Origin of the sequence: Asanoa sp. NPDC049475 (assembly GCF_040676915.1) — a bacterium.
In the GTDB taxonomy this organism is placed as follows: domain Bacteria; phylum Actinomycetota; class Actinomycetes; order Mycobacteriales; family Micromonosporaceae; genus Asanoa.
Map to the genome: position 1 here is coordinate 724,691 of NZ_JBFAPY010000002.1, position 20,260 is coordinate 744,950.

Annotated in this window: 19 protein-coding genes; 6 read left to right on the forward strand and 13 right to left on the reverse strand. The window is 72.1% G+C overall.

The features are described from left to right. Positions 1-5 precede the first annotated feature (5 nt). The 3 genes from atzF to AB0J88_RS09600 form a co-directional block, all read right to left on the reverse strand. Entirely contained in the window at positions 6-1,322 is a 1,317-nt protein-coding gene (gene atzF, locus AB0J88_RS09590) for an allophanate hydrolase (RefSeq protein ID WP_364346613.1), read from the reverse strand. 66 nt (positions 1,323-1,388) lie between these two features. Then, complete coding sequence (locus AB0J88_RS09595) at positions 1,389-2,033, reverse strand: GntR family transcriptional regulator (protein ID WP_364346611.1); 645 nt, start codon at positions 2,031-2,033, stop codon at positions 1,389-1,391. Between the two features lie 22 nt (positions 2,034-2,055). Then, positions 2,056-2,427, reverse strand: coding sequence for a hypothetical protein (locus tag AB0J88_RS09600; protein ID WP_364346609.1), 372 nt, complete (start codon positions 2,425-2,427; stop codon positions 2,056-2,058). Positions 2,428-2,766: 339 nt separating this feature from the next. Between AB0J88_RS09600 and AB0J88_RS09605 the strand changes: the two genes are divergently transcribed. Beyond that, positions 2,767-3,456, forward strand: a complete 690-nt coding sequence (locus AB0J88_RS09605) for an arylsulfotransferase family protein (RefSeq protein WP_364347530.1) — start codon at positions 2,767-2,769, stop codon at positions 3,454-3,456. A gap of 44 nt (positions 3,457-3,500) precedes the next feature. Here the strand turns inward: AB0J88_RS09605 and AB0J88_RS09610 are convergent, their stop codons facing one another. The 7 genes from AB0J88_RS09610 to AB0J88_RS09640 form a co-directional block, all read right to left on the reverse strand. Further along, positions 3,501-5,333 (reverse strand): xylan 1,4-beta-xylosidase, encoded by a 1,833-nt coding sequence (locus AB0J88_RS09610; RefSeq protein ID WP_364346607.1) that lies wholly within the window; start codon positions 5,331-5,333, stop codon positions 3,501-3,503. Then, a complete protein-coding gene (locus AB0J88_RS09615) occupies positions 5,330-6,868 on the reverse strand; it encodes a glucoamylase family protein (protein ID WP_364346605.1) in 1,539 nt (512 codons plus the stop codon). The genes AB0J88_RS09610 and AB0J88_RS09615 overlap by 4 nt, the downstream gene beginning before the upstream one ends. 8 nt (positions 6,869-6,876) lie before the next feature. After that, positions 6,877-7,716 carry a carbohydrate ABC transporter permease gene (locus AB0J88_RS09620; protein ID WP_364346603.1) on the reverse strand — a complete coding sequence of 280 codons (840 nt, stop codon included), beginning with the start codon at positions 7,714-7,716 and terminating at the stop codon, positions 6,877-6,879. Continuing rightward, the gene (locus AB0J88_RS09625) at positions 7,713-8,672 is read right to left on the reverse strand and encodes a sugar ABC transporter permease (RefSeq protein ID WP_364346601.1); all 960 of its coding nucleotides are present in this window, start codon (positions 8,670-8,672) and stop codon (positions 7,713-7,715) included. Before AB0J88_RS09625 ends, AB0J88_RS09620 begins: the two co-directional genes overlap by 4 nt. 1 nt (position 8,673) lies before the next feature. After that, positions 8,674-9,939: a sugar ABC transporter substrate-binding protein gene (locus AB0J88_RS09630; protein WP_364346599.1), complete on the reverse strand. Its 1,266-nt coding sequence runs from the start codon at positions 9,937-9,939 to the stop codon at positions 8,674-8,676. Continuing rightward, positions 9,936-10,982 (reverse strand): LacI family DNA-binding transcriptional regulator, encoded by a 1,047-nt coding sequence (locus AB0J88_RS09635; protein ID WP_364346597.1) that lies wholly within the window; start codon positions 10,980-10,982, stop codon positions 9,936-9,938. Before AB0J88_RS09635 ends, AB0J88_RS09630 begins: the two co-directional genes overlap by 4 nt. Before the next feature lie 117 nt (positions 10,983-11,099). Next, positions 11,100-12,020 (reverse strand): endonuclease/exonuclease/phosphatase family protein, encoded by a 921-nt coding sequence (locus AB0J88_RS09640; RefSeq protein WP_364346595.1) that lies wholly within the window; start codon positions 12,018-12,020, stop codon positions 11,100-11,102. Between the two features lie 115 nt (positions 12,021-12,135). Here AB0J88_RS09640 and AB0J88_RS09645 point away from each other — a divergent pair, with 115 nt between their 5' ends. The 4 genes from AB0J88_RS09645 to AB0J88_RS09660 are packed head-to-tail and all read left to right on the forward strand — an operon-like array spanning position 12,136 to position 16,914. Further along, positions 12,136-12,960 carry an ABC transporter ATP-binding protein gene (locus AB0J88_RS09645; protein WP_364346593.1) on the forward strand — a complete coding sequence of 275 codons (825 nt, stop codon included), beginning with the start codon at positions 12,136-12,138 and terminating at the stop codon, positions 12,958-12,960. After that, on the forward strand, positions 12,957-13,940 hold the full coding sequence (locus tag AB0J88_RS09650) for an iron-siderophore ABC transporter substrate-binding protein (protein ID WP_364346591.1): 984 nt from the start codon (positions 12,957-12,959) through the stop codon (positions 13,938-13,940). The genes AB0J88_RS09645 and AB0J88_RS09650 overlap by 4 nt, the downstream gene beginning before the upstream one ends. After that, positions 13,940-16,036 (forward strand): iron ABC transporter permease, encoded by a 2,097-nt coding sequence (locus AB0J88_RS09655; protein WP_364346589.1) that lies wholly within the window; start codon positions 13,940-13,942, stop codon positions 16,034-16,036. Before AB0J88_RS09650 ends, AB0J88_RS09655 begins: the two co-directional genes overlap by 1 nt. Further along, positions 16,033-16,914 (forward strand): siderophore-interacting protein, encoded by an 882-nt coding sequence (locus AB0J88_RS09660; protein WP_364346587.1) that lies wholly within the window; start codon positions 16,033-16,035, stop codon positions 16,912-16,914. Before AB0J88_RS09655 ends, AB0J88_RS09660 begins: the two co-directional genes overlap by 4 nt. Positions 16,915-16,965: 51 nt before the next feature. Here AB0J88_RS09660 and AB0J88_RS09665 read toward each other — a convergent pair whose 3' ends face one another. Both AB0J88_RS09665 and AB0J88_RS09670 read right to left on the reverse strand, forming a co-directional pair. Further along, positions 16,966-18,087, reverse strand: coding sequence for an epoxide hydrolase family protein (locus tag AB0J88_RS09665; RefSeq protein WP_364346585.1), 1,122 nt, complete (start codon positions 18,085-18,087; stop codon positions 16,966-16,968). A gap of 74 nt (positions 18,088-18,161) precedes the next feature. Beyond that, entirely contained in the window at positions 18,162-19,136 is a 975-nt protein-coding gene (locus AB0J88_RS09670; protein ID WP_364346584.1) for a winged helix-turn-helix domain-containing protein, read from the reverse strand. 164 nt (positions 19,137-19,300) lie between these two features. On the opposite strand from AB0J88_RS09670, the gene AB0J88_RS09675 reads away from it, so the two are divergent. After that, positions 19,301-19,861: a hypothetical protein gene (locus AB0J88_RS09675; protein WP_364346582.1), complete on the forward strand. Its 561-nt coding sequence runs from the start codon at positions 19,301-19,303 to the stop codon at positions 19,859-19,861. Between the two features lie 9 nt (positions 19,862-19,870). Here AB0J88_RS09675 and AB0J88_RS09680 read toward each other — a convergent pair whose 3' ends face one another. After that, positions 19,871-20,236: an MTH938/NDUFAF3 family protein gene (locus tag AB0J88_RS09680; protein ID WP_364346580.1), complete on the reverse strand. Its 366-nt coding sequence runs from the start codon at positions 20,234-20,236 to the stop codon at positions 19,871-19,873. Positions 20,237-20,260: the final 24 nt, after the last annotated feature.

The window sequence follows — 20,260 nt, forward strand, 5'->3', positions numbered from 1 at the left end:
GTGGATCAGGCGAGCGCGGCGGCGAACCGCAGCAGGGTCAGGTCGCTGCCGGCCGGTCCGATCAGCGACAGGCTGGCCGGACGGCCGTCGGTGGTGAACCCGTTGGGCACCGCCACGACCGCGAGGTCCAGCAGGTTGGCGAAGTGGGTGTAGCGGCCGAGCGCGGCGTTGTGCCCGATCGGGTCGGCGGCGACCTCGGCGTGCGTGACGGTGGTGCCGACGGTCGGCAGGACGAGCAGGTCGATGTCGCGCCAGCCGCGGTCCACGACGGCGGCGAGCTCGCGCAGCCGGTGCTGCGCGCGGAACGCGTCGACGGCGGAGTGCCCTCGCCCGGTCTCCAGCACCGTGCGGGTGACCGGCAGCACGCTGTCGGGCTTGGCGTCAAGGAAGTCGCCGACCGCGACCAGCCGCTCCGCCACCCAGGGCCCTTCGTAGAGCAGGTCGCCGGCGGCGAGGAACGGGCGCACGTCGACCGGTCTCGTCCGCGCGGCCAGCGCGGTCGCGCGTTGCCGGCCGCGGGCGAAGGCGTCGGCCTGACCCGGGTCGGCGTCCAGCGGCGCGGACGGCACGCCCAGCCGCAGCGTCCCGGGAGCCCGCCGGGGCAGTGCCACGGACCGGCTCCAGGGGTCGGCGACCGAGCGCGCGAGCGCCACCTCGAACACGGCGGCGGCGCCGGCGACATCACCGGCGAAGACGGAGACGCAGTCGAGCGACCGGCACGCCGGAACGACTCCGGCCGCGCTGAGCAGTCCGCGGGTGGGCTTGAGGCCGACGATCCCGTTGAGGGCCGCCGGCACCCGGCCGGAGCCGGCGGTGTCCGTGCCCAGCGCGAACGAGACCGTGCGGGTCGCCACCGCGAGCGCCGACCCGGAGCTCGACCCGCCCGAGACCAGCCCGCCGCCGAAGACGCTGGAGCACGCGCCGTACGGCGACCGCGTCCCGGTCAGGCCCGTGGCGAACTGGTCGAGGTTGGTCTTGCCGACCAGCATCGCGCCGGCGTCGAGCAACCGGGCTACCACCTCGGCCGTCCGGTCGGGCCGGTAGGCGAAGTCCGGACAGCCGGCGGTGGTCGGCAGCCCGGCCACGTCGATGTTGTCCTTGACCGCGAACGGGACGCCGTAGAGCTTCGGTCGGTGCGGCGCGGCTTCCAGCTCGGCCGCGCGTTGCCGCAGGTCGTCGGCCCGCACCAGGGTGATCCAACTGTGGTCGTCGGCGATCCGGCCGAGCACGTCCTCGACGACGTCCGAGGGCCGCAGCCCGCCGGTGTCGTACGCGGCGCGCAGGGCGGTGACGCGAAGATCCGGGACGGGCCGCCGAGGCATGCTGTCTATTGTCGACAGAATGATTTTCAGGTAGTTCGCCGTGCCGTAACAGCGGTGTTTCGGCGCCTAACCCAGGTACGACCTGGCCCCGTGCCCGTCGAGCACCGCGAGCACGCCGGCCGGGTCGCCGCCGGCCACCGCGTCCAGCAGGCGGGCGTGCCGGTCGACCCCGTCGGGAGCGTGCGCGGTCTCGGCCTCCCGCCGCAGGTTGACCGCCATGTAGAGCTGGATCTTCTCCAGCGTCGCCGCGTAGGCCGCGGTCAACTGCCGGTTGCCGGCCAGCGCGACCACGGCGACGTGGAACTCCCGGTGCGCCTCGGCGACCGAGAGCCGGTCACCGGCGGTCGCGGCGTCGGCCATCGCCCCCAGCGCCGCGCGCAGGTCGGCGAGCCCGTCGGGCGTGGCCGGCAGCGCCGTCCGCACGACGTGCCGTTCCAGCACGTCGCGCAGGTCGTAGAGCTCGCGGACGTCGCGCTCGGACAAGGTCGCGACCCACACGCCCCGCCGGGGCACGTGCTCGACCAGGCCGCGCTGGGCCAGCAGCCGCAGCGCCTCCCGCAACGGTGCCCGGCTGATCCCGTACCGCCGGGTGATCTGCTCCTCGACCAGCTTCTCGCCCGGACCCGGACGGCCGCTGAGGATCTCCCGGCTCAGCCGGGCGACGGTGAGGTCGACCAGGCTGGGCACGGCGAGCGCGTCCGGCTCGGTCATGCCCCCTCGAACTCGACGAGGCTCAACTCGCGTCCGCCGCGATCGCCGCCAGGAGCTCCGCGCCCGAGCGCATCCGGCCGGCGGCGTCGACCTGGCCGAGTCGTTCGTACTGGGCCGCCGCGGCCATCCGGTCCGCCACCTCGGCGCGGACGATCCGCAGGATCTCGTCGTCGTCGAGCGCCCGGCGGGTGGCCTCGGCGGCGCCCACGCCGACCGTGCCGAGCGGGTTGAGTGACAGCCGGCCGTCGGCCCCGACCGGCACCGCCTCGGCGTTGTCGATCGCGGAGATCGCCGAGCGCAGCGCGCCGGCCGCCACGGCGTCGCGGGCCCGCAGGGCGTCACGGAGCGTACGGCGGAGCCGCTCGCGCAGCGCGGACGGTTCGGTGGTGGGCACGGCGGTAACGCTAAGCCACGGGGGCGCGCTGTGCCAGACGCGCTCTTCAGCCAACGGCCAGCTTCCACCCATGTTTCGGTCAGCCGTGCCCGGCACGCTGGTTGCCGATGAGCGACGACGCACGCCCGCGGGTGACCCGGCGCCGGCTTCTCGCGGGCGGCGCGGGGCTGGCGGCGGTCGGTGGTGGCGGTTTCGCCTTCGGGCGGTCCGGCCGGAGCACGCCCGCACCACCACCTCCGGCACCGCTCCGGCCGTTCGTGACCCGCCCCGACCTTGCCGCGCCGATCGTCGACGTGACGGTGACCGGTCCGATCGCGCCGGGCCTGGCACACGTGGACGATCTACAAGATCGACCGGGGGACGGGCGCCGTCCGCTGGCGGCTCGGAGGCAAGCGGGGCGACTTCACGATCGGCCCGGACGCGGCCTTCGCGTGGCAGCACGACGCCCGCCGGCGCTCGGACGGCACACTGGGGCTGTTCGACAACGAGGCCGGCATCACGAACCGCTCGAACGCGTCGCGCGGCCTGATCCTCGCCGTCGACGAGACGGCCCGCACGGCCCGGTTGGTGCGCGCGCTCCAACACCCCGACGCGCTGCTGGCCCCGAGCCAGGGCTCGATGCAGGAGCTACTTGCTCGGGGTTCCCTGGTGGGCTGGGGTCAACAACCGAGCTTCACCGAGTACGCCGCCGACGGCACCCTGGTCGCCACCGGCACCCTGCCGGCGGACAACGGCTCGTACCGGGCGTACAAGTTCGAGTGGTCAGGCATGCCCGCGGACCGGCCGACCGTGACCGCGGCCCGCGGCCAGGTCCACGCGAGCTGGAACGGCGCCACCGCCGTGACCCGCTGGCAGGCCCGCGCGGGCCGCCAACCCGACCGCCTGACGACGGTCACCACCGCCGACCGCACGGGCTTCGAGACCACCGTCCCGCTCGCGGCCGAAACGGTGTTCGTCGTGGTCGAGGCCCTCGACCACGCCGGCACCGTCCTCGGCTCGTCCGCGCTCACCATGGTCCCGCAGGAGTGACGCGGGGAAGGGACCCCGGTGGCCGGGGTCCCTTCCGAGCATACTCAGCCGACCGGCGTGAGCTCGACGAAGGCGATCGACGGGTTGGGCAGGTCGACTGTCAGCTCGACCACCCCGCCCTCGGCCTCCACGATCGACGCTGACTCGGGCAGGACGTCGGCCTCGGTCAGTGCCGCCCACTGGTCCTCGGTCGGCCAGTCGCCGCCGCCCATCGACCGCCAGCGGGCAGCTACGTTGCCGTGGTCGGCGTCGACCCGCCACCGGTGGACCTCGTAGCGGCCGGCCGCCACGCCTTCGAAGCGGATCGTCACCGTGCGGTCCAGGGACCTGTCTCCGTCGCGCTTCGAATGGTCCAGGGTGCCGTTCCAGACCAGGGCGCCCACCTTGCCGGCGGTGTCACGGGCCGTCCAGATCTCGACCAGGCTGTCGGCGCCGTCGCCCGAGAGCTCGGCCGGGACCGCCGTATCGCCGAGGCGCTGTGCCAGCCACAGTGCCCAGAACTTCGGTTTCGCCAGGTTGCCTACCGTCAGCAGGCCGAAGCCGCCGTGCAGGAAGCGGGGCGGGCGGCCCAGTTCCTCGAAGTGGTCCGAGGCCACCCACGGCGCCAGGGACTCGATGCGGCCCGCCGCCGAGCGCATCCCGCGCAGCAGGAACGTGGCGGCGAAGACCGTGTCGTTGATCTCGTTGCCGTGGGTCGCCGTGACGCCCCACTCGGTCCACCACAGCGGGCGGTCTCCGGTGATGGCGCGCAGATCCAGCGGCGGGCTGCCGTAGATGTGCGTCGACACGAAGTCGACCGGCGCGTCGACATCGAGCTGCCGGTCGACCCAGCCGACGGCGGCCGTCGCCGGGCCGCCGACCCGCAGGCCCGGGTCGACGGACTTGACCGCGCGGGCGGCCAGCTCGTAGAGCCGCCAGTACTCGGCCGGCGTGCCGGACCAGAACACCGACAGGTTGGCCTCGTTCCACACCTCGAACGCCCAGTTGTCGCGCACCTCGTCGAGGCCGTACCGGTCGACCAGGTGCCGCACCAGCGACGAGACCAGGTCGGCCCACCGGTCCCAGTCCTTCGGCGGCGAGATGATGCCGCGGTACGTGAAGACCGTGCGCGACGGGTCGCTGGCCAGGTCCCGGGGCATGAAGCCGAGCTCCACGATCGGCCGCATGCCCAGCGCCACCACGGTGTCGTAGACCCGGTCGATGCCCGTCCAGTCGTACACCGCCGAACCCGCGACCTCGCGGTAGACGCCGAGGTCGTCGTCCAGGATGCCGTGCGCCCGCACCGTCGCCACGCCGAGCTCGTCGTGCATCCGGGCCAGCGCGGCCCGCAGCTCCGACCCGATCTCCCGGCCACCGGTGCGGTCGGTCGACAGCAGATGGGACAGGTGCTCCGATCCGACCATGAACCGCCACGGTCGCTCCAGCGGCCCGGCGTCGGAGGACGCCTGGACCCGCAGCACCAGCGGCGCGACCTCCGAGTCCGCGCCGAGCGCCGCGCCCCGCACCGGGGTGCACAGCGGACCCATCGCCGTCACGGTGGCCAGCGGCGCGACCGCGTACCAGTACTCGCGTTCCGGCTCCACGGTCGTGTCCGCGTACGGCCCGTGCGGCACCGCGAGCACGTCACCGCCCCCGTGATCCACGACCGTGAACGGGCCCGTGGACGCGGACGCGCGGTGCACCGCGTACCCGATGGCGCCCTCGACCGGTTCCCAGTGCAGGGTGACCTGGCCGCGGCCGGTGACCGCGGTGAGCCCCACCGGCGCGGGCAGGTCGGCCGCGTCGGGCTCGCCGGGTGCGCGGTCCTGCGCCCCACCGCTGCCCATCATCGCGACCCACTGTGCCCGCGCCTGCGCGGCGATGTCGCCGACCGTCATGCGCCCGCCCCACGCAGCTGGGGGAGAGGCTGGTCGGCCGGGATGTTGAACGTCTCCTGCCCGATCAGCGGTCGGATCCGCTGCTCGAACCGCTTGTCGACGAACGAGCGCCGGATCACGTCGTTCGAGAGCTCGTTGCCCAGCGCACCCATGATCATCGCTTGGTCCAGGGACAGGTAGCGCTTGGCCACCTTGCCGCTGCCCACCGCGACCGCGTCGTAGAACCCGCCGGGGCCGTACGAGTCGAAGTTGGCCTTCAAACGACCGAGGTTCGAGACCACCGGACCCTTGGCGTACGGCAGTGCCAGGAACGCCGCGTGCGGAGTCACCACGCCGTCGCCGTAGTCGGGCGCAGCGCCCGCCGGCCGGCAGTCACCGAAGCCGGCGTCGTACTTCGACTTCTCGACGTCCGAGGGGTAGCCGTCGGTGTCCATGCCCATCGCGTCCACGCCCCACACGGCGTACCCGCCGTTCGGGTCGCTGGCGGGCGAGAAGCCCCAGTAGCCGTAGCCGGCGTCGTTCATGCCGTGCTCGATCTGGCCGGCCACCGTCGCGCGATGGTTGCGGCCCCAGCTGTTCGGCGCCCATCGCTCCTCGGGCACGAACAGGTCGGGCATCAGGGCCTCGAACATGTCGCCGCCCCAGCTCGGCACGAACTGGATGCCCCGGTAGCGGTACGCGCCCTCGTACACCGGCACGCCTTCGTAGGTCGTGTCGAAGCCGACCGGCTGCATCTCGTGCCAGCTCCAGTCGCAGGTGGCCGGCAGCGTGCGCATGGTGTTGTAGTAGGCCTCGGCCGGGATCTGGCCCGCGCCGATGCCGAGGTAGGTGGCGATCCGCGGCTCGGTCACCGTGATGTCGTAGTGGTTGCAGGTGAACCAGACGCCGTCGCGCTGCTGCGAGCAGCCGGGCGGCGCCTCGTCCCAGAACCCGCCGGCGATCAGCCCGCTCGCGCCGAACGGCGTCGTGGCGGCGGGGTTGTAGTAGAAGCCGAAGTTCATCTTCGACAGGATCCCGTCGGCCTTGCCGCGTAGCTCCGGCACCGCGCCCTTGACCACGCGCAGCGCCGCCGCGAGCCAGCCGTTGTCCACACTGGACATGAACGGGTAGACGGTGTTGCCGTCCTCGGGCCAGACCCGCACGACGGAGCCGTCCTTGGGGTCGTACCAGTTGTAGTACATGCCGGACGGCTCGTGGTGGTCGAGCCGCGCGAGGGTGTCGAGGGTGAGCGAGATCCGGTCCCGGGCCTCCTTGCGCGAGATGAAGCCCAGGTCGCGGGCGACCACGGCCGACCACATGTAGCCGCCGATGTTGGTCGGCGAGGTGTAGGCCGACGGGGTCTTGAGGTCACCGCTGATGTTGTCGGCGACCAGGCCGGTCCGGGGGTCGGTCATGGCGACCATCGACCGCCAGGTGTCTTTCGCGTAGGCGGTCAGCGTGCGGTCCGCCCCACGCTCGGCCGGTGCGGCAACGGCTGCTGAGCCGCTCACCAGCACCAGCGCGAGCGCGACGACGGGGGCGAGGATGCGTCGCATGAGTCTCCTTACTTGAGTCCGGTGGTCGCGATGCCGCGCATGAAGTGCCGCTGGAGGAGCAGGAACACGATGAGCACCGGCACGACGACCACCACGGCACCGGCCAGCAACAGGCCGAAGTCGGTGCGGTTCTGCCCGATGCTGTAGAGCGCCAGGGCGACCGGCAGCGTGTACTTGTCCTCCGTGCTGGCGACCACGAGGGGCCAGAGGAAGTTGTTCCAGGACGCGAGGAACGTGAGGATCCCGAGCGTGGCCAGCGCCGGCCGGCACAGCGGCAGCACCACCCGAGCGAAGATCCGGAACTCGCCGGCTCCGTCGACCCGGGCGGCCTCGATCAGGTCGTCGGGGATCGACTGGAGGAACTGGCGCATCAGGAAGACGCCGAACGGGCCGACCAGGAACGGCAGGATCAGGCCGGCGTACGAGTTGGTCAGGCCCATGTTGCTGACCAGCACGAACTGCGGGACGAAGGTCACCATGCCGGGCACCATCAGCATGCCGAGCACGGCCAGGAAGAGGACCTTCTTGCCGGGGTAGCGCAGCTTCGCCAGCGCGTACCCGACCAGCGAGCAGAACAGCAGGTTGCCCAGCGTCACCGCGACGGCGACGAAGGCCGAGTTGAAGAAGAACAACGGGAAGTCGAGCCGGGAGAACAGGTCGCGGAAGTTGTCCAGCGTCCACGTCTCGGGCAGCCAGGTCGGCGGCACCGAGCGGATCTCGCCCTCGGGCTTGAGTGACGAGAGTGCCATCCAGACGAACGGGCCGACGACCACCACCAGGCCGACGGTCAGGACGGCGTAGAGCACCGCCTTGGCGACCCGGTCCCGCTGCCGGACCTGGGCGTTCATTTCCGGTCTCCCAGGAAGCGGAACTGGATGACCGACAGCGCGACGATCGCGATGAAGAGCACGTAGCTCGCCGCGGCCGCGTAGCCGTAGTTGCCGAAGCCGAACTGGTTGTAGATGTGGTACGACACCGACAGCGTCGACGAGAGCGGCCCGCCCTGCGTCATCACGAACGGCTCCTCGAAGAACTGGAGATAGCCGATGCCGGTGACCACCCCGCCGAACAGCAGCGTCGGGCGCAGCAGGGGCAGCGTGACGTTGCGGAACTGCTGCCACCGGCTCGCGCCGTCGAGGGTGGCCGCCTCGTAGAGCTCGCCCGGGATGGCCTGCAGGCCGGCCAGGAAGATCACCATGAGGAAGCCGAAGTTGCGCCAGGCGGCCATCACGATCAGCGAGGGCAGCGCCAGCTTGGTGTCGAAAAGCCAGCTCGGCCCGTCGACGCCGACCACCCGAAGCAGGTTGTTGATCAGGCCGACCTCGGGGTCGAGCAGGAACCGCCAGACCACCGCGACGGCCACGATGCTGGTCACCACCGGCAGGTAGAACCCGACCCGGAACAGGGCCCGGAAGCGCAGCAGGCCGGAGTTGAGCGCGGTGGCGGCGGCCAGCGCCAGCACGATGGTGAGCGGCACGCCGATCACGACGAACACCAGCGTGTTGACCGACGAGCGCAGGAACAGGTCGTCGGAGAACAGCCGGGTGTAGTTGTCGAGGCCGACGAAGTTGACCGCGAACGGGTTGCGCAGGTCGGTCGAGCGCAGGTCGGTGAAGCTCATGACCAGCGAGACGACGACCGGCACGGCCATGAAGACCAGGAACAGCACGGTGTACGGCGCGGAGAAGGCCCAGCCGGTCAGCGCCCGCCGCAGGCGCTGGCGCCGCCGAATCGACCCGGCCGGCCGGTCGGGGGAGTCCCCGACCGACCGTGCCGGCGCCGTCGCCACGGGGGCGCTGGTCATCTCAGGCCCCGGTTCCGATGGCGGAGGCCTTCTGCTGGATCGCCTTGGCCGTCGTCGCGGCGTCCGCCTGGTTCTTGCACAGCTTCTCGACCTCGAGGTCGAACGCGGCCGCGACCTGCTCCCAGGTCGGGATCGCCGGCGGCGCCTTGGCGTCCTCGAGCTGCTTGCCGAACACCGCCAGGTACGGGTCGCCGGACAGGGCGCTGTCGTCCCACGCCGACTGCACCGACGGCAGGTCGTTCACCGCCTGGTACCACTTGACCTGGATCTCGGGCTTGCTGAGCCACTGGACGAACTTCCAGCCCGCGTCGCGGTTCTTGGCGTCCTTGAACACCGCCAGGTTGCTGCCGCCGATGAACGAGGTGCCCGACTTCTTCGTCGGCATCGGCGCGATCGCGAACTTGTCCTTGAACGCGGCGCCGCCCTTCTCCTCCAGGATCCCGATGTGCCACGGGCCGGAGATGAACGCGCCGATCTTGCCGCTGACGAAGTCGGGCTCCTGCTGCCCCTCGGGCAGGTTGGCGTTGGACAGGCCCTCCTTGAAGAAGGACTGGTAGTAGGTCAGTGCCTCGACCATCTCCGGCGAGTCGAAGCTGAGCTCATCGGCGCCGAGCCCGTCGAAGCCGTTGGACCAGGCGAACGGCATGATCGACTGCCAGGTGCCGGTCTTCGCGCCCTGCAGGTGGAAGCCCTCACGGACCCCGGCCTGCTTCATCTTGGTGGCCATCGTCTTGAGGTCGTCCCAGGTCTTGGGGCCGTCGGGGAAGCCGGCCGCCGCCGCCAGGTCCTTGCGGTAGTAGATGCCGCGGGTCTCGACGTACCACGGCACGCCGTACGACGTCTCGTCGACGACCGTGGTGTCCCAGGCGCCGGGGAAGAAGTCGTCCTTCTTGATCAGGTCCGGCGGCGTCGGGTCGAGCGCGCCGGTCTTGGCGAACTCGCCCTGCCAGGTCGTCCCGATCATCGACACGTCCGGCGTCTGCTTCGCCGCGATCGCGCTGGCGATCTTCTGGTGCGCCGCGTCCCACGGCACCGCGGTGACGTTCACCTTCGCGTCCGGGTTCTCGGCCGAGAACGCCTTGGCGAACTCGCCGAGCTTCTCGCCCTCGGTGCCCATCGCCCAGACCGTGATCTCGCCGCTGGCCTTGCCCTCCGCCACCGACTTGGCCTCGTCCTGCCCGCCGCCCGAGTCGCGACCGCAACCTGTGAGGGCGACCGACGCCGCCAACGCGACCGCCGCCACGGCCGCGAACCTGCTCCTTCTCATGCCGTACCTCCGAGGGGAATGGGTGTTTCCACGGGGTGTGACCCGCAGCTGCGTCGCACGACGAGCTGCGTCGGTAGGACCCGGCGCCGGGGTGCGGCGCGCTCCGGGCCCGTGTTTCGTTCGGCGATGCGCCCGTCGAGCCAGCGCGCCGCGGTGGCGCCCAGCTCGCGCATCGGTTGCGAGACGGTGGTGAGGCCGGCGAACCGGGCGGCGAGCACGTCGTCCCATCCGGTCACGGCCACGTCGTGGGGCACCGAGCGGCCGGCGGCCTCGGCGGCCAGGTGCACGCCGAGGGCGACCTCGTCGTTGGCGCAGACCACGGCGTCCGGCGGGTCGGCCATCAGCTCGGTGCCGATCCGCTCGCCGGCCTCGACGTCGTACGCGCACGGCCGGCAGTCCGGCCGGGGGAGGCCGTGTGCGCGCATCGTCTTCGCCAGGCCGGCATAACGGCCGGCCATGTCGGGCGCGGCCTCGGGGTCGCCGACGAAGACGATCCGCCGGTGCCCGTGCGCCAGCAGGTGAGCGGCCAGCTCGGCGGCGGTGCGCTCGTTGCGGGTGCGGATCGTGTCGACGCCGTCGACCGGCGGACGAGCCAGCAGCACCAACGGGACGCCGGTGGCGGCGATCGCCCGCACGGTGTCGTCACCGACGGTGTTGCCCATGACGGCCAGGCCGTCGACCCGGCCGGCCAGGTCCTGCACGGCGGCCTCGGCGTCGCGGCGGCCGTGCGTGGCGAGAATGAGCACGCTCCGACCCAGCTCGGAGGCGGCCTCCTCGTAGCCGAGCACGACCTCGGCGTAGTAGGGGCCGGTCAGGTCGGGGAAGACGATCCCGTTGGCGGCGTGCCGCCCTTCGGCCAGCGACCGACCCAGTTGGTTCGGTGTGTAGTTGAGCGCTTCGACGGCGGCCCGGACGCGGGCGCGCGTCGCCTCGGTGACGAGATCCGAGTCGCGCAGAGCACGCGAGACGGTGGCTATCGACACGCCGGCGTGCCGGGCCACTTCGTAGATCGTCGCCGCCTTCGGCTTTGAAAGCGCTTTCATTTCCACGGCGCCGAAGCTACCCGTCCTTAACGTGCCTGAAACTTCGCGTTCGCTATCTGCTGCTGGCGACAAATCGGACAAGACACAGTGGACTCACGATCCATCGTGGACGCTGGATCAGCCGAAGTGAAAGCCTGCCACCACGGCCCGATGGTCGGTCGCCGGTGTGTGCACCACTGTGGACATCGTCGCGACGAGACCGCGGTAGAAGATCTGGTCCGGCCGGATCACCGGGAGGGATGCCGGCCAGGTGGCGCCCGGGCCGCGCCCGGCGTCTTCCTGCGCGTCGCGCACGTGGTCGCGCAGCGGGGCGATCACCCGGTCGGTGATCGCGGTGTTCAGGTCGCCCAGCACGACCAGCCGGTCCGCCGGGTCGGCGGCCACCGCGTCGGCCAGCGCCCGCAGCGAGCGGTCGCGGGTGGCGGTGACGCCGGGGCGGGCCGAGCCGAGGTGCACGGCGTACACGGTGACCTCGCCCTCCGGCGTGGCGACGACCGCGCGGAGGGCGCGCTCCCAGCCCAGCGCGGTGTCGACCGGCGCGTAGTCGAGGATCGGGTAGCGGCTCCACAGCTCCACGGTGGAGACCCGCACGTGGTGGTCGTAGTGCCCGGCCATCGTCTCGGCCGTCGAGTCGCGCAGGCCTTCGGCCACTTCGACCAGCGCGACCACGTCGGCGTCGGTGGCGGCCACCGCGTCCGCCGTGGCGGCCGGGTCGGGGTTGGCGGCGTTGACGTTCTGGCTGGCCACCCGGAGCTGGGTGGCGCCCGGATCGCCCTTGGGCAGCCAGGCCCGGCCGAAGAGCAGACCCCAGACCAGCAGGGGCACCAGCACCGCGGCGACGGCCAGCTTGGTGCGGGCCGCGACGGCGCCGAGGATCAGCACCGGCACGGCGAGCAGCAACAGCGGCGCCGCCGTGTCGAGCACGCTGCCGAAGCCGGCCACGTTGGGCACCGAGCGGTGGAAGGCGAGGGCGGCCGTCACGACGATCGCGAGCAGCACCGTCAGTGCGGTGACGAGTCGTCGGGGCAGCGAGAGCACCGCATGACGGTATCCGGTGTTGTCACGCCGCGTGGGCGCAATCGGGCGGTGTCGTCACAGCGAGTGCGCTTAGAGGTTAGGTTGACCTCGGCAGAAGATAGGCTAACCTAACCTCGTGTCCAAGGGGGAACTTCGCGGCGCGGGGCTCGACCTCGCCTACCACGGTGCGGCCGTTGTCCACGGCGCGTCGATCACGCTGCGTCCTGGTCGGGTGACCGCTCTGGTCGGGCCGAACGGCAGCGGCAAGTCGACGGTGCTGCGGGCGTTGGCCCGGTTGCACAAGCCCGTCAATGGCGACGTGCTGCTCGACGACGCCTCGGCGCTGGCCTTGTCGCCGCGCGATTTCGCCCGGCAGGTCACGCTGCTCGCCCAGAGCCGCCCGGTGCCGGCCGGCGTGAGCGTGCACGACGTCGTCGGATACGGGCGGCATCCGTACCGGGGTCGTTGGAAGGCCGACGACCCGGACGGGCCGCGGGCGGTCGCCTGGGCGATGGAGGTCACCGGCGTGACCGGCATGGCCGACCGCGCGGTCGACGAGCTCTCGGGCGGCGAGCGGCAGCGGGTCTGGCTGGCCACCTGCCTGGCCCAGGACACCGGCGTGCTGTTGCTCGACGAGCCGACCACCTTCCTCGACCTGCGCTACCAGGTCGAGATCCTCGACCTGACCCGCGACCTCGCCGACGAGCACGGCGTCGCGGTGGGCGTGGTGCTGCACGACCTCGACCAGGCCGCGGCCGTGGCCGACCAGGTCGTGCTGCTCTCCCAGGGCCGCGTGGTCGCCGCCGGCGAGCCGCGTGACGTGTTCACCGAGGCGGCGCTGACCGACACCTACGGCATCCCGGTCGAGGTTCTCGTCGACCCCGAGACCGGCCACCTCTCCACCCGACCCGTCGGCCGGCACCACCGCCGGTCGCGTACCCCTGAAAGAGAAACCGTATGAAGCGATTCCCCCTGCTCGCCGTCGCCGCTGTCGCGGCCCTGGCGGTCGGCGCCTGCGGCACCACGGAGGACGCCGGCGCACCCGCGCCCGCGGCCTCGTCGGACGCCGCCACCGGACCGGTCACCGTCACGGACGGCCGGGGCAAGGAGATCACTCTGCCGAAGCCGGCGACCCGGGTGGTCAGCCTCGAGTGGGGCGAGACCGAGATCCTGGCCAGCCTCGGCGTGATGCCGGTCGGCAGCGCCGACAACAAGGGATACGCCACCTGGGTCACGTCGACGCCGTTGGACGCCTCGGTCAAGGACGTCGGCACCCGCGGCGAGCCCAGCGTCGACGCGGTCGTCGCGCTGCAGCCGGACCTGGTGGTCATGGAGGCCGAGCGGGGCGCACCGATCGTGGCGCAGCTCGAGAAGTACGTGCCGGTGCTCGTCACCATCGGCAGCGACGCGAAGCGCAACCTCGACCGCCTGCGCGACGACGTCACGATGATCGCGACCGCGGTCGGCAAGAAGCCCGAGGGCGAGACGCTGCTCTCGGACCTCGACGCCCGCATCGCGTCCGCGAAGACGGAGCTCGCGGCGGCCGCCGGCGGCAAGCAGTTCGCGATGGCCGACGGCTGGAAGGAAGGCAGCACCGTCTCCATCCGGATGTTCGGCAAGGGCGCGCTGGTCTCCGATCTCGGCACCGCGATCGGCCTGGAGAACGCCTGGACGGCGGCGGGCGACCCGCAGTGGGGCCTCGGCCAGACCGACGTCGAGGGCGTCAAGGCACTCGACGGCAAGGACGTGCGGTTCTTCTACAACGCCTCCGACGGCGTCGACGTGTTCGCCGACGGCCTGTCGGGCAACGCGATCTGGGACAACCTCTCGTTCGTCAAGTCCGGCAAGGTGACCAAGCTGCCCAACGGCATCTGGACCTTCGGCGGTCCGAAGTCGTGCACGCAGTGGATCGACGCGGTCGTCGCGGCGTACAAGGGCTGATGAGCGTTTCCACAGTGGAGTCGGCGGCCCCACCGGCCGCCGACCTCCCCGCTCCGCGGCGGGCCAGGGTGGCGGTGGCGTTCGCCGTCGCCGGCACGCTGGCCCTGCTGTTCGCCGCCGTCCATCTCACCCAGGGCACGTCGTCCATCGGGGCCGCCGACCTGGTCCGCCTGCTGTTCGGCGGCGACGACGCGGCCACGACCCAGGTGCTGGTCGCCTCCCGCCTGCCCCGGCTGCTGGCCGCGCTGGTGGTAGGCATCGCCCTCGGCGTCGCCGGCGCGGGGCTGCAGTCGCTGGCCCGCAACGCGCTCGCCTCCCCGGACACCCTCGCGGTCAACGCCGGCGCCTACCTCGCGGTGGTCGCGGTGTCCGCGTTCGGCGTCAGCCTCGGCGTGCTGCCCTCCGGCGGCCTCGCGTTCCTCGGTGGCCTGCTGGCCTCCGGCGTCGTGCTGGCCCTCTCCGCCGGCGGGCGGGCGGGACCGACCCGGCTGATCCTGGCCGGCACCGCGGTCGCCCTCGCGCTCGGCTCGCTGACCACCGTGCTCCTGCTGCTCTTCGAGCAGAACACCATCGGCCTGTACGCGTGGGGCAACGGCTCGCTGGTGCAGAGCGACCTGTCCGCCGTGGCCCGGCTCAGCCCGGTCGTCGCTCTGGCCCTGGTCGGGCTCCTGCTCGCCGCCCGCCGCCTGGACATCCTGGCCCTCGGCGACGACCCGGCCACCTCGCTCGGCGTCGACGTGCGCCGCACCCGGCTCGTGGTCGTGGTGCTGACCGTGCTGCTGTCGGCGGCCGCGGTCACCCTGGTCGGCCCGGTCGGCTTCGTCGGCCTGTGCGCACCGGTGATCGTGCGGCTGCTCGCCCGCGTCGTGCCCGGTGTGCTGCGGCACAAGGTGCTGCTGCCGCTGTCGGGCATCGTCGGCATGCTCGTCGTCGTCGGCTCCGACGTGCTCCTGCGGGCGATCGTCGGCGCGCAGGCCGGCGTCGAGGTGCCGACCGGCGTGGTCACCTCGCTGTTCGGCGCCGCCCTGCTGGTCTGGCTGGCCCGCCGGCACCGGGACGCGGGCAACACGGCCCAGACGACGTCCGGCCGCCTGCGTACGCGTGGCGCGTTCCTGGTGGTGCTCGGGATCTCGGCGGTGCTGGTTCTTGGCGCCCTGGTGGCGGGCATGCTGTTCGGCGACACCTGGGTGCTGCTCGGCGACGTGGTCAACTGGCTGTCCGACAAGACGGGGCCGGCGTACACCTTCGTGCTCGACCAGCGGTATCCCCGCGTGTTCGCGGCGCTGCTGGCCGGTGCGGCGCTGGCCGTCGCCGGCACCACCGTGCAGGCGGTCTGCCGCAACCCGCTCGCCGAACCGGGCCTGCTCGGCATCTCAGCCGGTGCCGGTGTCGGCGCGGTCACCCTGATCTCGTTCGTCCCGCTCGCCGGTGTCTGGGCGATGTCCGGTGTGGCCGGCCTGGGCGCGCTGCTGGCGTTCGCGATCGTCTACCGGCTGTCGTGGCGCGGCGGGCTCAGCTCCGATCGCCTGGTGCTGGTCGGCATCGGCATGCAGACCGGCCTGTTCGCGGTGATCACGATGATCATCGTGGCCACGGATCCGTGGAACACCGGCAAGGCGCTGACCTGGCTGTCGGGGTCGACCTACGGCCGCACCGCCGGCCAGCTCGTGCCGGTGCTGGTGGCGCTGCTGCTCGCGCTGCCGCTGTTGGCTCACGCGCGGCGCGACCTGGACCTGCTAGCCCTCGACGAGGACACGCCCCGGGTGCTCGGGGTGCGGCTGGAGCGCACGCGCATGATCGCTCTGGTCGCCGCGGCCCTGCTGACCTCGACCGCCGTGTCGGCCGTCGGTGTGGTGGGCTTCGTCGGCCTGGTCGCGCCGCACGCCGCCCGCGCCCTGGTCGGCGGCCGGCACGCCCGGGTGCTCCCGGTGGCCGCCCTGCTCGGCGCCCTGATGGTCAGCGCCGCCGACACCGTCGGCCGGACCGTCATCGCGCCGGCCCAGATCCCGGCGGGTCTGATCACCGCGCTCGTCGGCACTCCGTACTTCGTCTGGCTGTTGTGGCGGTCCCGGACCGCGTCTGGAGGCGTTGCATGACCCCCTCGTGGCGGTTCTTCCCGGTGACGGTCGGCGCGGTGCGGCGGCTCAGCCCGTCGTTCATCCGGGTCACCTTCGTCGGCGACTGTCTGAAGTCGTTCGCCGACAACGGCTTCGACCAGCGGATCAAGCTGTGCCTGCCGGTGCCGTCGCACGGGTTCGACTTCCTGCCGATGCACGAGGACTGGTGGGCGTCGTGGCGTGCGTTGCCGGATTCGCAGCGGAACCCGATCCGGACGTACACGGCGTCCTCGGTTCGGGCGGACTCCTGCGAGATCGATGTGGACATGGTCCTGCACGGCGACGGCGGCCCGGCTTCCCAGTGGGCGCTGCTCGCCGCGGCCGGCGACTCGCTGGTGCTGCTGGGCCCGAACGCCGAGTACGACGGTGACCACGGCGGGCTGGAGTTCCGGCCGCCGACCGGCGCCCGCCTGCTGATCGCGGGGGACGAGACCGCGGTGCCGGCGGTGGCGGCGATCCTGTCGCGCCTGCCGTCCGATGCCCGTGGAGATGTGGTGCTGGAGGTCCCGGTCGCCGAGGACGCTTCGGACCTGCCGGCGCCGACCGGGATGCGGGTGCAGTGGGTGTGCCGCGACGGAGGGCACGACTACGGCGCTCGGCTGGTGGCTGCGGTGCAGCACGTGGTGGCGGGCAGGCCGATCCCCGCCGGCGTGCGCGCGGTGGTCGACGAGCTCGACGAGGACGGCGACATCTGGGAGGTCCCGGAGGAAGGCGCGGTCGGCGACCGGTACGCGTGGCTGGCGGGGGAGTCGGCCGCGATCACGACCCTGCGCCGGCACCTGGTGAAGGAGCTGGGCTGGGACCGCAAGTCGGTGGCCTTCATGGGCTACTGGAAGAACGGTCGAGCCGAGTCCTGAGCGTCCCGCCGGCGCGGTCCCCCGTCCATGCCGCGCCGGCGGGCCTTCTCCCTAGGCGAGTGGGGCGAAGAACGTCCGCAGGTCCGCGGCCAGTTCCGCCGGGGCCTCCATCGCCGGGAAGTGCTTGCCGCGCGGGAACTCCGACCAGTGGGTGCCGGCCGGCGCGGGGATGATCCGGCGGACCGTCTCGTCGGCGCCGAAGACCGCGAAGCCCTGCGGCACCGCGGCCGGGGGACCCCAGTCCGCCGAGTGGGCCTGCTCGTAGAGCGTGTGCGCGGTGGTCATGCCGCTTCGCGTGAACCAGTACAGGGAAACGTTCGTCAGCAGCTGGTCGGCGTCGACGGGCAGGTCCGTCCACTCGTGGACCTTCTCGGCGATCCAGGCGAGCAGCAGCAGCGGCGAGTCGACCAGGCCGTACCCGATCGTCTGGGGTCGGCTGTTCTGGATCGCGAGGTATCCCGATCCCTCCCGGCGGAACGCGTCCATCCGGTCCAGGATGGCCTTGTCCACCGGGTCGGCGGGGTCGAGGCGGTCGGCCAGGCCCGGCAGGAAGGTCGCGACGTTCGCGGCGGTCAGCGGGTCGGTCACCACGTGCGCGCCCATGACGTGGTCGCCGTCGAGCCCGGCGACGGTGCCCGAGACGCCGGCGCCGACGTCACCGCCGTGCACGCCGTAGCGCTCGTAGCCGAGGCGGCGCATCAGCTCGACCCAGGCGGCGGCCGTGCGGCCCATCGTCCAGCCCGGGCCGGACAGCGGTGTCGAGAAGGCGTAGCCCGGCAGGGACGGGGCGATCACGTGGAACGCCGGTTCCGGCTCGGTCAGCAGATCGATCAGGTGCAGGAACTCGGCGACCGAGCTCGGGTAGCCGTGGGTGACCAGCAGTGGTTTCGCGTCCGGGTGGGGCGACCGGACGTGCAGGAAGTGGATGCGCTGGCCGTCGATGGTGGTGGTGAACTGGGGGAAGGCGTTGAGCCGGGCCTCCTGCGCGCGCCAGTCGTAGCCGGTGCGCCACCGCTCCGCGAGGGTCCGCAGATGGTCGTGCGGCACGCCGCGGGACCAGCCGTCGCCGCCCGGGGTCTCGTCGGGCCACCGGGCGGTGGCGAGCCGAGCGCGCAGGCCGTCGAGGTCGTGCTGCGCGACTGCGACGCGGAACGGCGCGATGTCGTCACCCATCGCCCCACTCTGGGGCCGGCGCCAGAGGGCTGGGGAGCTGTTTCCATGCTGGTGGAAAGAGCCTGCTCGCGGGGTCAGGGTCGGGTGTGGCGGCGGACCAGCGCGTCACCGAGGCGGCTGCGGGTGTGGTGGACGGCCGTACCCGAGCGGCTGCTGGCCACGAGTCCGGCGTCCCGCAGGACGCCGATGTGGTGGCTGGTCGCGGGCGCCGAGATCCCCACCCGCCGCGCGAGCTGCCCGGTGCCGCAGCCCTGGTGGATCGAGATCAGCACCGCCGCGCGGGTCTCGCCCAGAAGCCTGGCCAGGGCCTGGTTGTCGCCCGTCTCCGCCGTGTGCCGCACGGGGTAGACGATGACCTGCGGCAGCGACCCGTCGTAGACGGTGAGGGGATGGGTGCGGCAGAAGTACGAGGGGATGAGGCGCACGCCACGGCCTTGGAGGTAGACGTCGCGCGGGGACGGGTGTGACGGCAGCTCCAGCACCGGGTAGCGCCACCGCATCAGCGGCTCGTAGCTCGCGAGCAGCCCGTCGACACCGGCGGTGTGGACGGCGGTCCTTCTGGTGGCGAGGTCGCGGTCGACGGCCTCGGTGATCTTCTCGCGGATCCGGTCGACCGCGGCCCGGTAGTAGGACCGCATCAGGTCACCGCAGGCGCGCAGGTCGCCGGCACGGCCGGCCCTCAGCCTCTCCAGGTGGGCCCGGTTGGCCCGATCGGGTTTGAGCTGGTCGATCTCGTGCACGATGCGGGTACGCGGTGTGCACAGCATGGCCTCGATGCCGGCGTCGATCCCGAGCGCGCCTTCGAGCGGGGTGACCAGGTCAGGGAAGTAGGCCGCGTGCGGCACGAGCGGGAAGAGCTGGTGGCGCACGGCGGCGGCGAGCTGACTGCCGCGCAGGTCCTGTGCCACCTGGGCACGCCACTGTCTCAGGTCGGCCTGGCTGTAGCGACCCTGCAGAGCCTGCAGGCTGTTGACCGTCTCCCACATAGGATCCGGCCCGTCCGCGAGCTGGGTGCGCGCCAGGTCGAGCCGGGTGAAATGGATGCGCATGATGGCCCCCCGCGAATCGTCGCGCAACCGTCCAGCAAGCACCATCCTCCAAACCTGGAGGACGGCTGTCTATAAGCAAGGCGACCTTCGCCGTGGGCATTGCCCCAGTGTCGGCGAACCGACTTCTCTTGCTCGGTCTCGATCCGCGCTTCTACGGTGACGCGGTGGAGCAGATTTCCGAGCAGCTTCCGGCGCTCGTCGGCGTCGCGTTGGGCGCCATCGCGGCCTACGTGGCCACGGCGCTCAACGAACGCTCCCGCTGGCGTCGCCAACAGTCGGTGCGATGGGATGACAAGCGGCTGACCACGTACGTCGACTACGCGAACGCCGTCAAGAAGCTCATCTCGGTAGCCGTGCGGCTGGCGAGCGAACGGGGAGTGGCCCCCGTTGACGAGTACTCGACGAACCAGGCCGCCAACGGCCTGCCGGAGGCGGAAGAGAACCGCACCCTCAAATGGGAAGCCGTGCTGATGCTGGGCAGCGACGGGGTGATCCAGGCTGGACGGCGTTGGCACGAGACCGCGTTCGCCCTGATCCGGGTCGCCTCCGGCATGGACACGACGACGCCCTGGGCGGACGCGGTCGAGGCGTCGAGCCAGGCGCGCCGCCAGTTCTACGAAGCCGCGCGCCGCGACATCGGCTCGGTGCCGATCGCCTCGCCGGAACGGTTCGAGTGGCAGTTCGCCAAGGTGGTCCGCGAAGCCGCGACCCGCGAGCCCGCATAGCGGCGCTGATCAGCAGGTGGAGTGGAAGAGCCCGCCGACGGGAGCGGTAGCGATCAGGTCGTTGTAGGCCGCTACGGCGGCGCGGGTCTCGGCCACGTGGACGGTCACGCCCCGCTCGTGAAGCCAGGCCAGCGCCTCAGGCGTGACCTGAAGGACGAGATCCATGCCGCGGGACAGCACCACCGTGGTGGCACCGGCCGCGACGAGTTCCTCGACGTCGGCTATCTGAACGCCCGGGCGATGCCGGGTGCCGGTCTCGTTCCAGTCCCAGGCCCGCCCACCACCGGGGTACAGCTTGGCGTCCTTCACGATGCCGATGCCCTCGACCTCGATCCGGCCCCACTCGACGAGCAGGATCCGCGGCGATTTGTCCATGCCGGTCAGCCTATGGCCATGCCG

What these genes read in the sequence shown, in the direction of transcription:
- AB0J88_RS09630 (WP_364346599.1), bottom strand. Translation starts at nt 9,939, where the DNA reads ATGAGAAGGAGCAGGTTCGCGGCCGTGGCGGCGGTCGCGTTGGCGGCG.
- AB0J88_RS09615 (WP_364346605.1), bottom strand. Translation starts at nt 6,868, where the DNA reads ATGCGACGCATCCTCGCCCCCGTCGTCGCGCTCGCGCTGGTGCTGGTG.
- AB0J88_RS09595 (WP_364346611.1), bottom strand. Translation starts at nt 2,033, where the DNA reads ATGACCGAGCCGGACGCGCTCGCCGTGCCCAGCCTGGTCGACCTCACC.
- AB0J88_RS09635 (WP_364346597.1), bottom strand. Translation starts at nt 10,982, where the DNA reads ATGAAAGCGCTTTCAAAGCCGAAGGCGGCGACGATCTACGAAGTGGCC.
- AB0J88_RS09665 (WP_364346585.1), bottom strand. Translation starts at nt 18,087, where the DNA reads ATGGGTGACGACATCGCGCCGTTCCGCGTCGCAGTCGCGCAGCACGAC.
- AB0J88_RS09650 (WP_364346591.1), top strand. Translation starts at nt 12,957, where the DNA reads ATGAAGCGATTCCCCCTGCTCGCCGTCGCCGCTGTCGCGGCCCTGGCG.
- AB0J88_RS09660 (WP_364346587.1), top strand. Translation starts at nt 16,033, where the DNA reads ATGACCCCCTCGTGGCGGTTCTTCCCGGTGACGGTCGGCGCGGTGCGG.
- AB0J88_RS09680 (WP_364346580.1), bottom strand. Translation starts at nt 20,236, where the DNA reads ATGGACAAATCGCCGCGGATCCTGCTCGTCGAGTGGGGCCGGATCGAG.
- AB0J88_RS09655 (WP_364346589.1), top strand. Translation starts at nt 13,940, where the DNA reads ATGAGCGTTTCCACAGTGGAGTCGGCGGCCCCACCGGCCGCCGACCTC.
- AB0J88_RS09670 (WP_364346584.1), bottom strand. Translation starts at nt 19,136, where the DNA reads ATGCGCATCCATTTCACCCGGCTCGACCTGGCGCGCACCCAGCTCGCG.
- AB0J88_RS09625 (WP_364346601.1), bottom strand. Translation starts at nt 8,672, where the DNA reads ATGACCAGCGCCCCCGTGGCGACGGCGCCGGCACGGTCGGTCGGGGAC.
- AB0J88_RS09610 (WP_364346607.1), bottom strand. Translation starts at nt 5,333, where the DNA reads ATGACGGTCGGCGACATCGCCGCGCAGGCGCGGGCACAGTGGGTCGCG.
- AB0J88_RS09620 (WP_364346603.1), bottom strand. Translation starts at nt 7,716, where the DNA reads ATGAACGCCCAGGTCCGGCAGCGGGACCGGGTCGCCAAGGCGGTGCTC.
- atzF (WP_364346613.1), bottom strand. Translation starts at nt 1,322, where the DNA reads ATGCCTCGGCGGCCCGTCCCGGATCTTCGCGTCACCGCCCTGCGCGCC.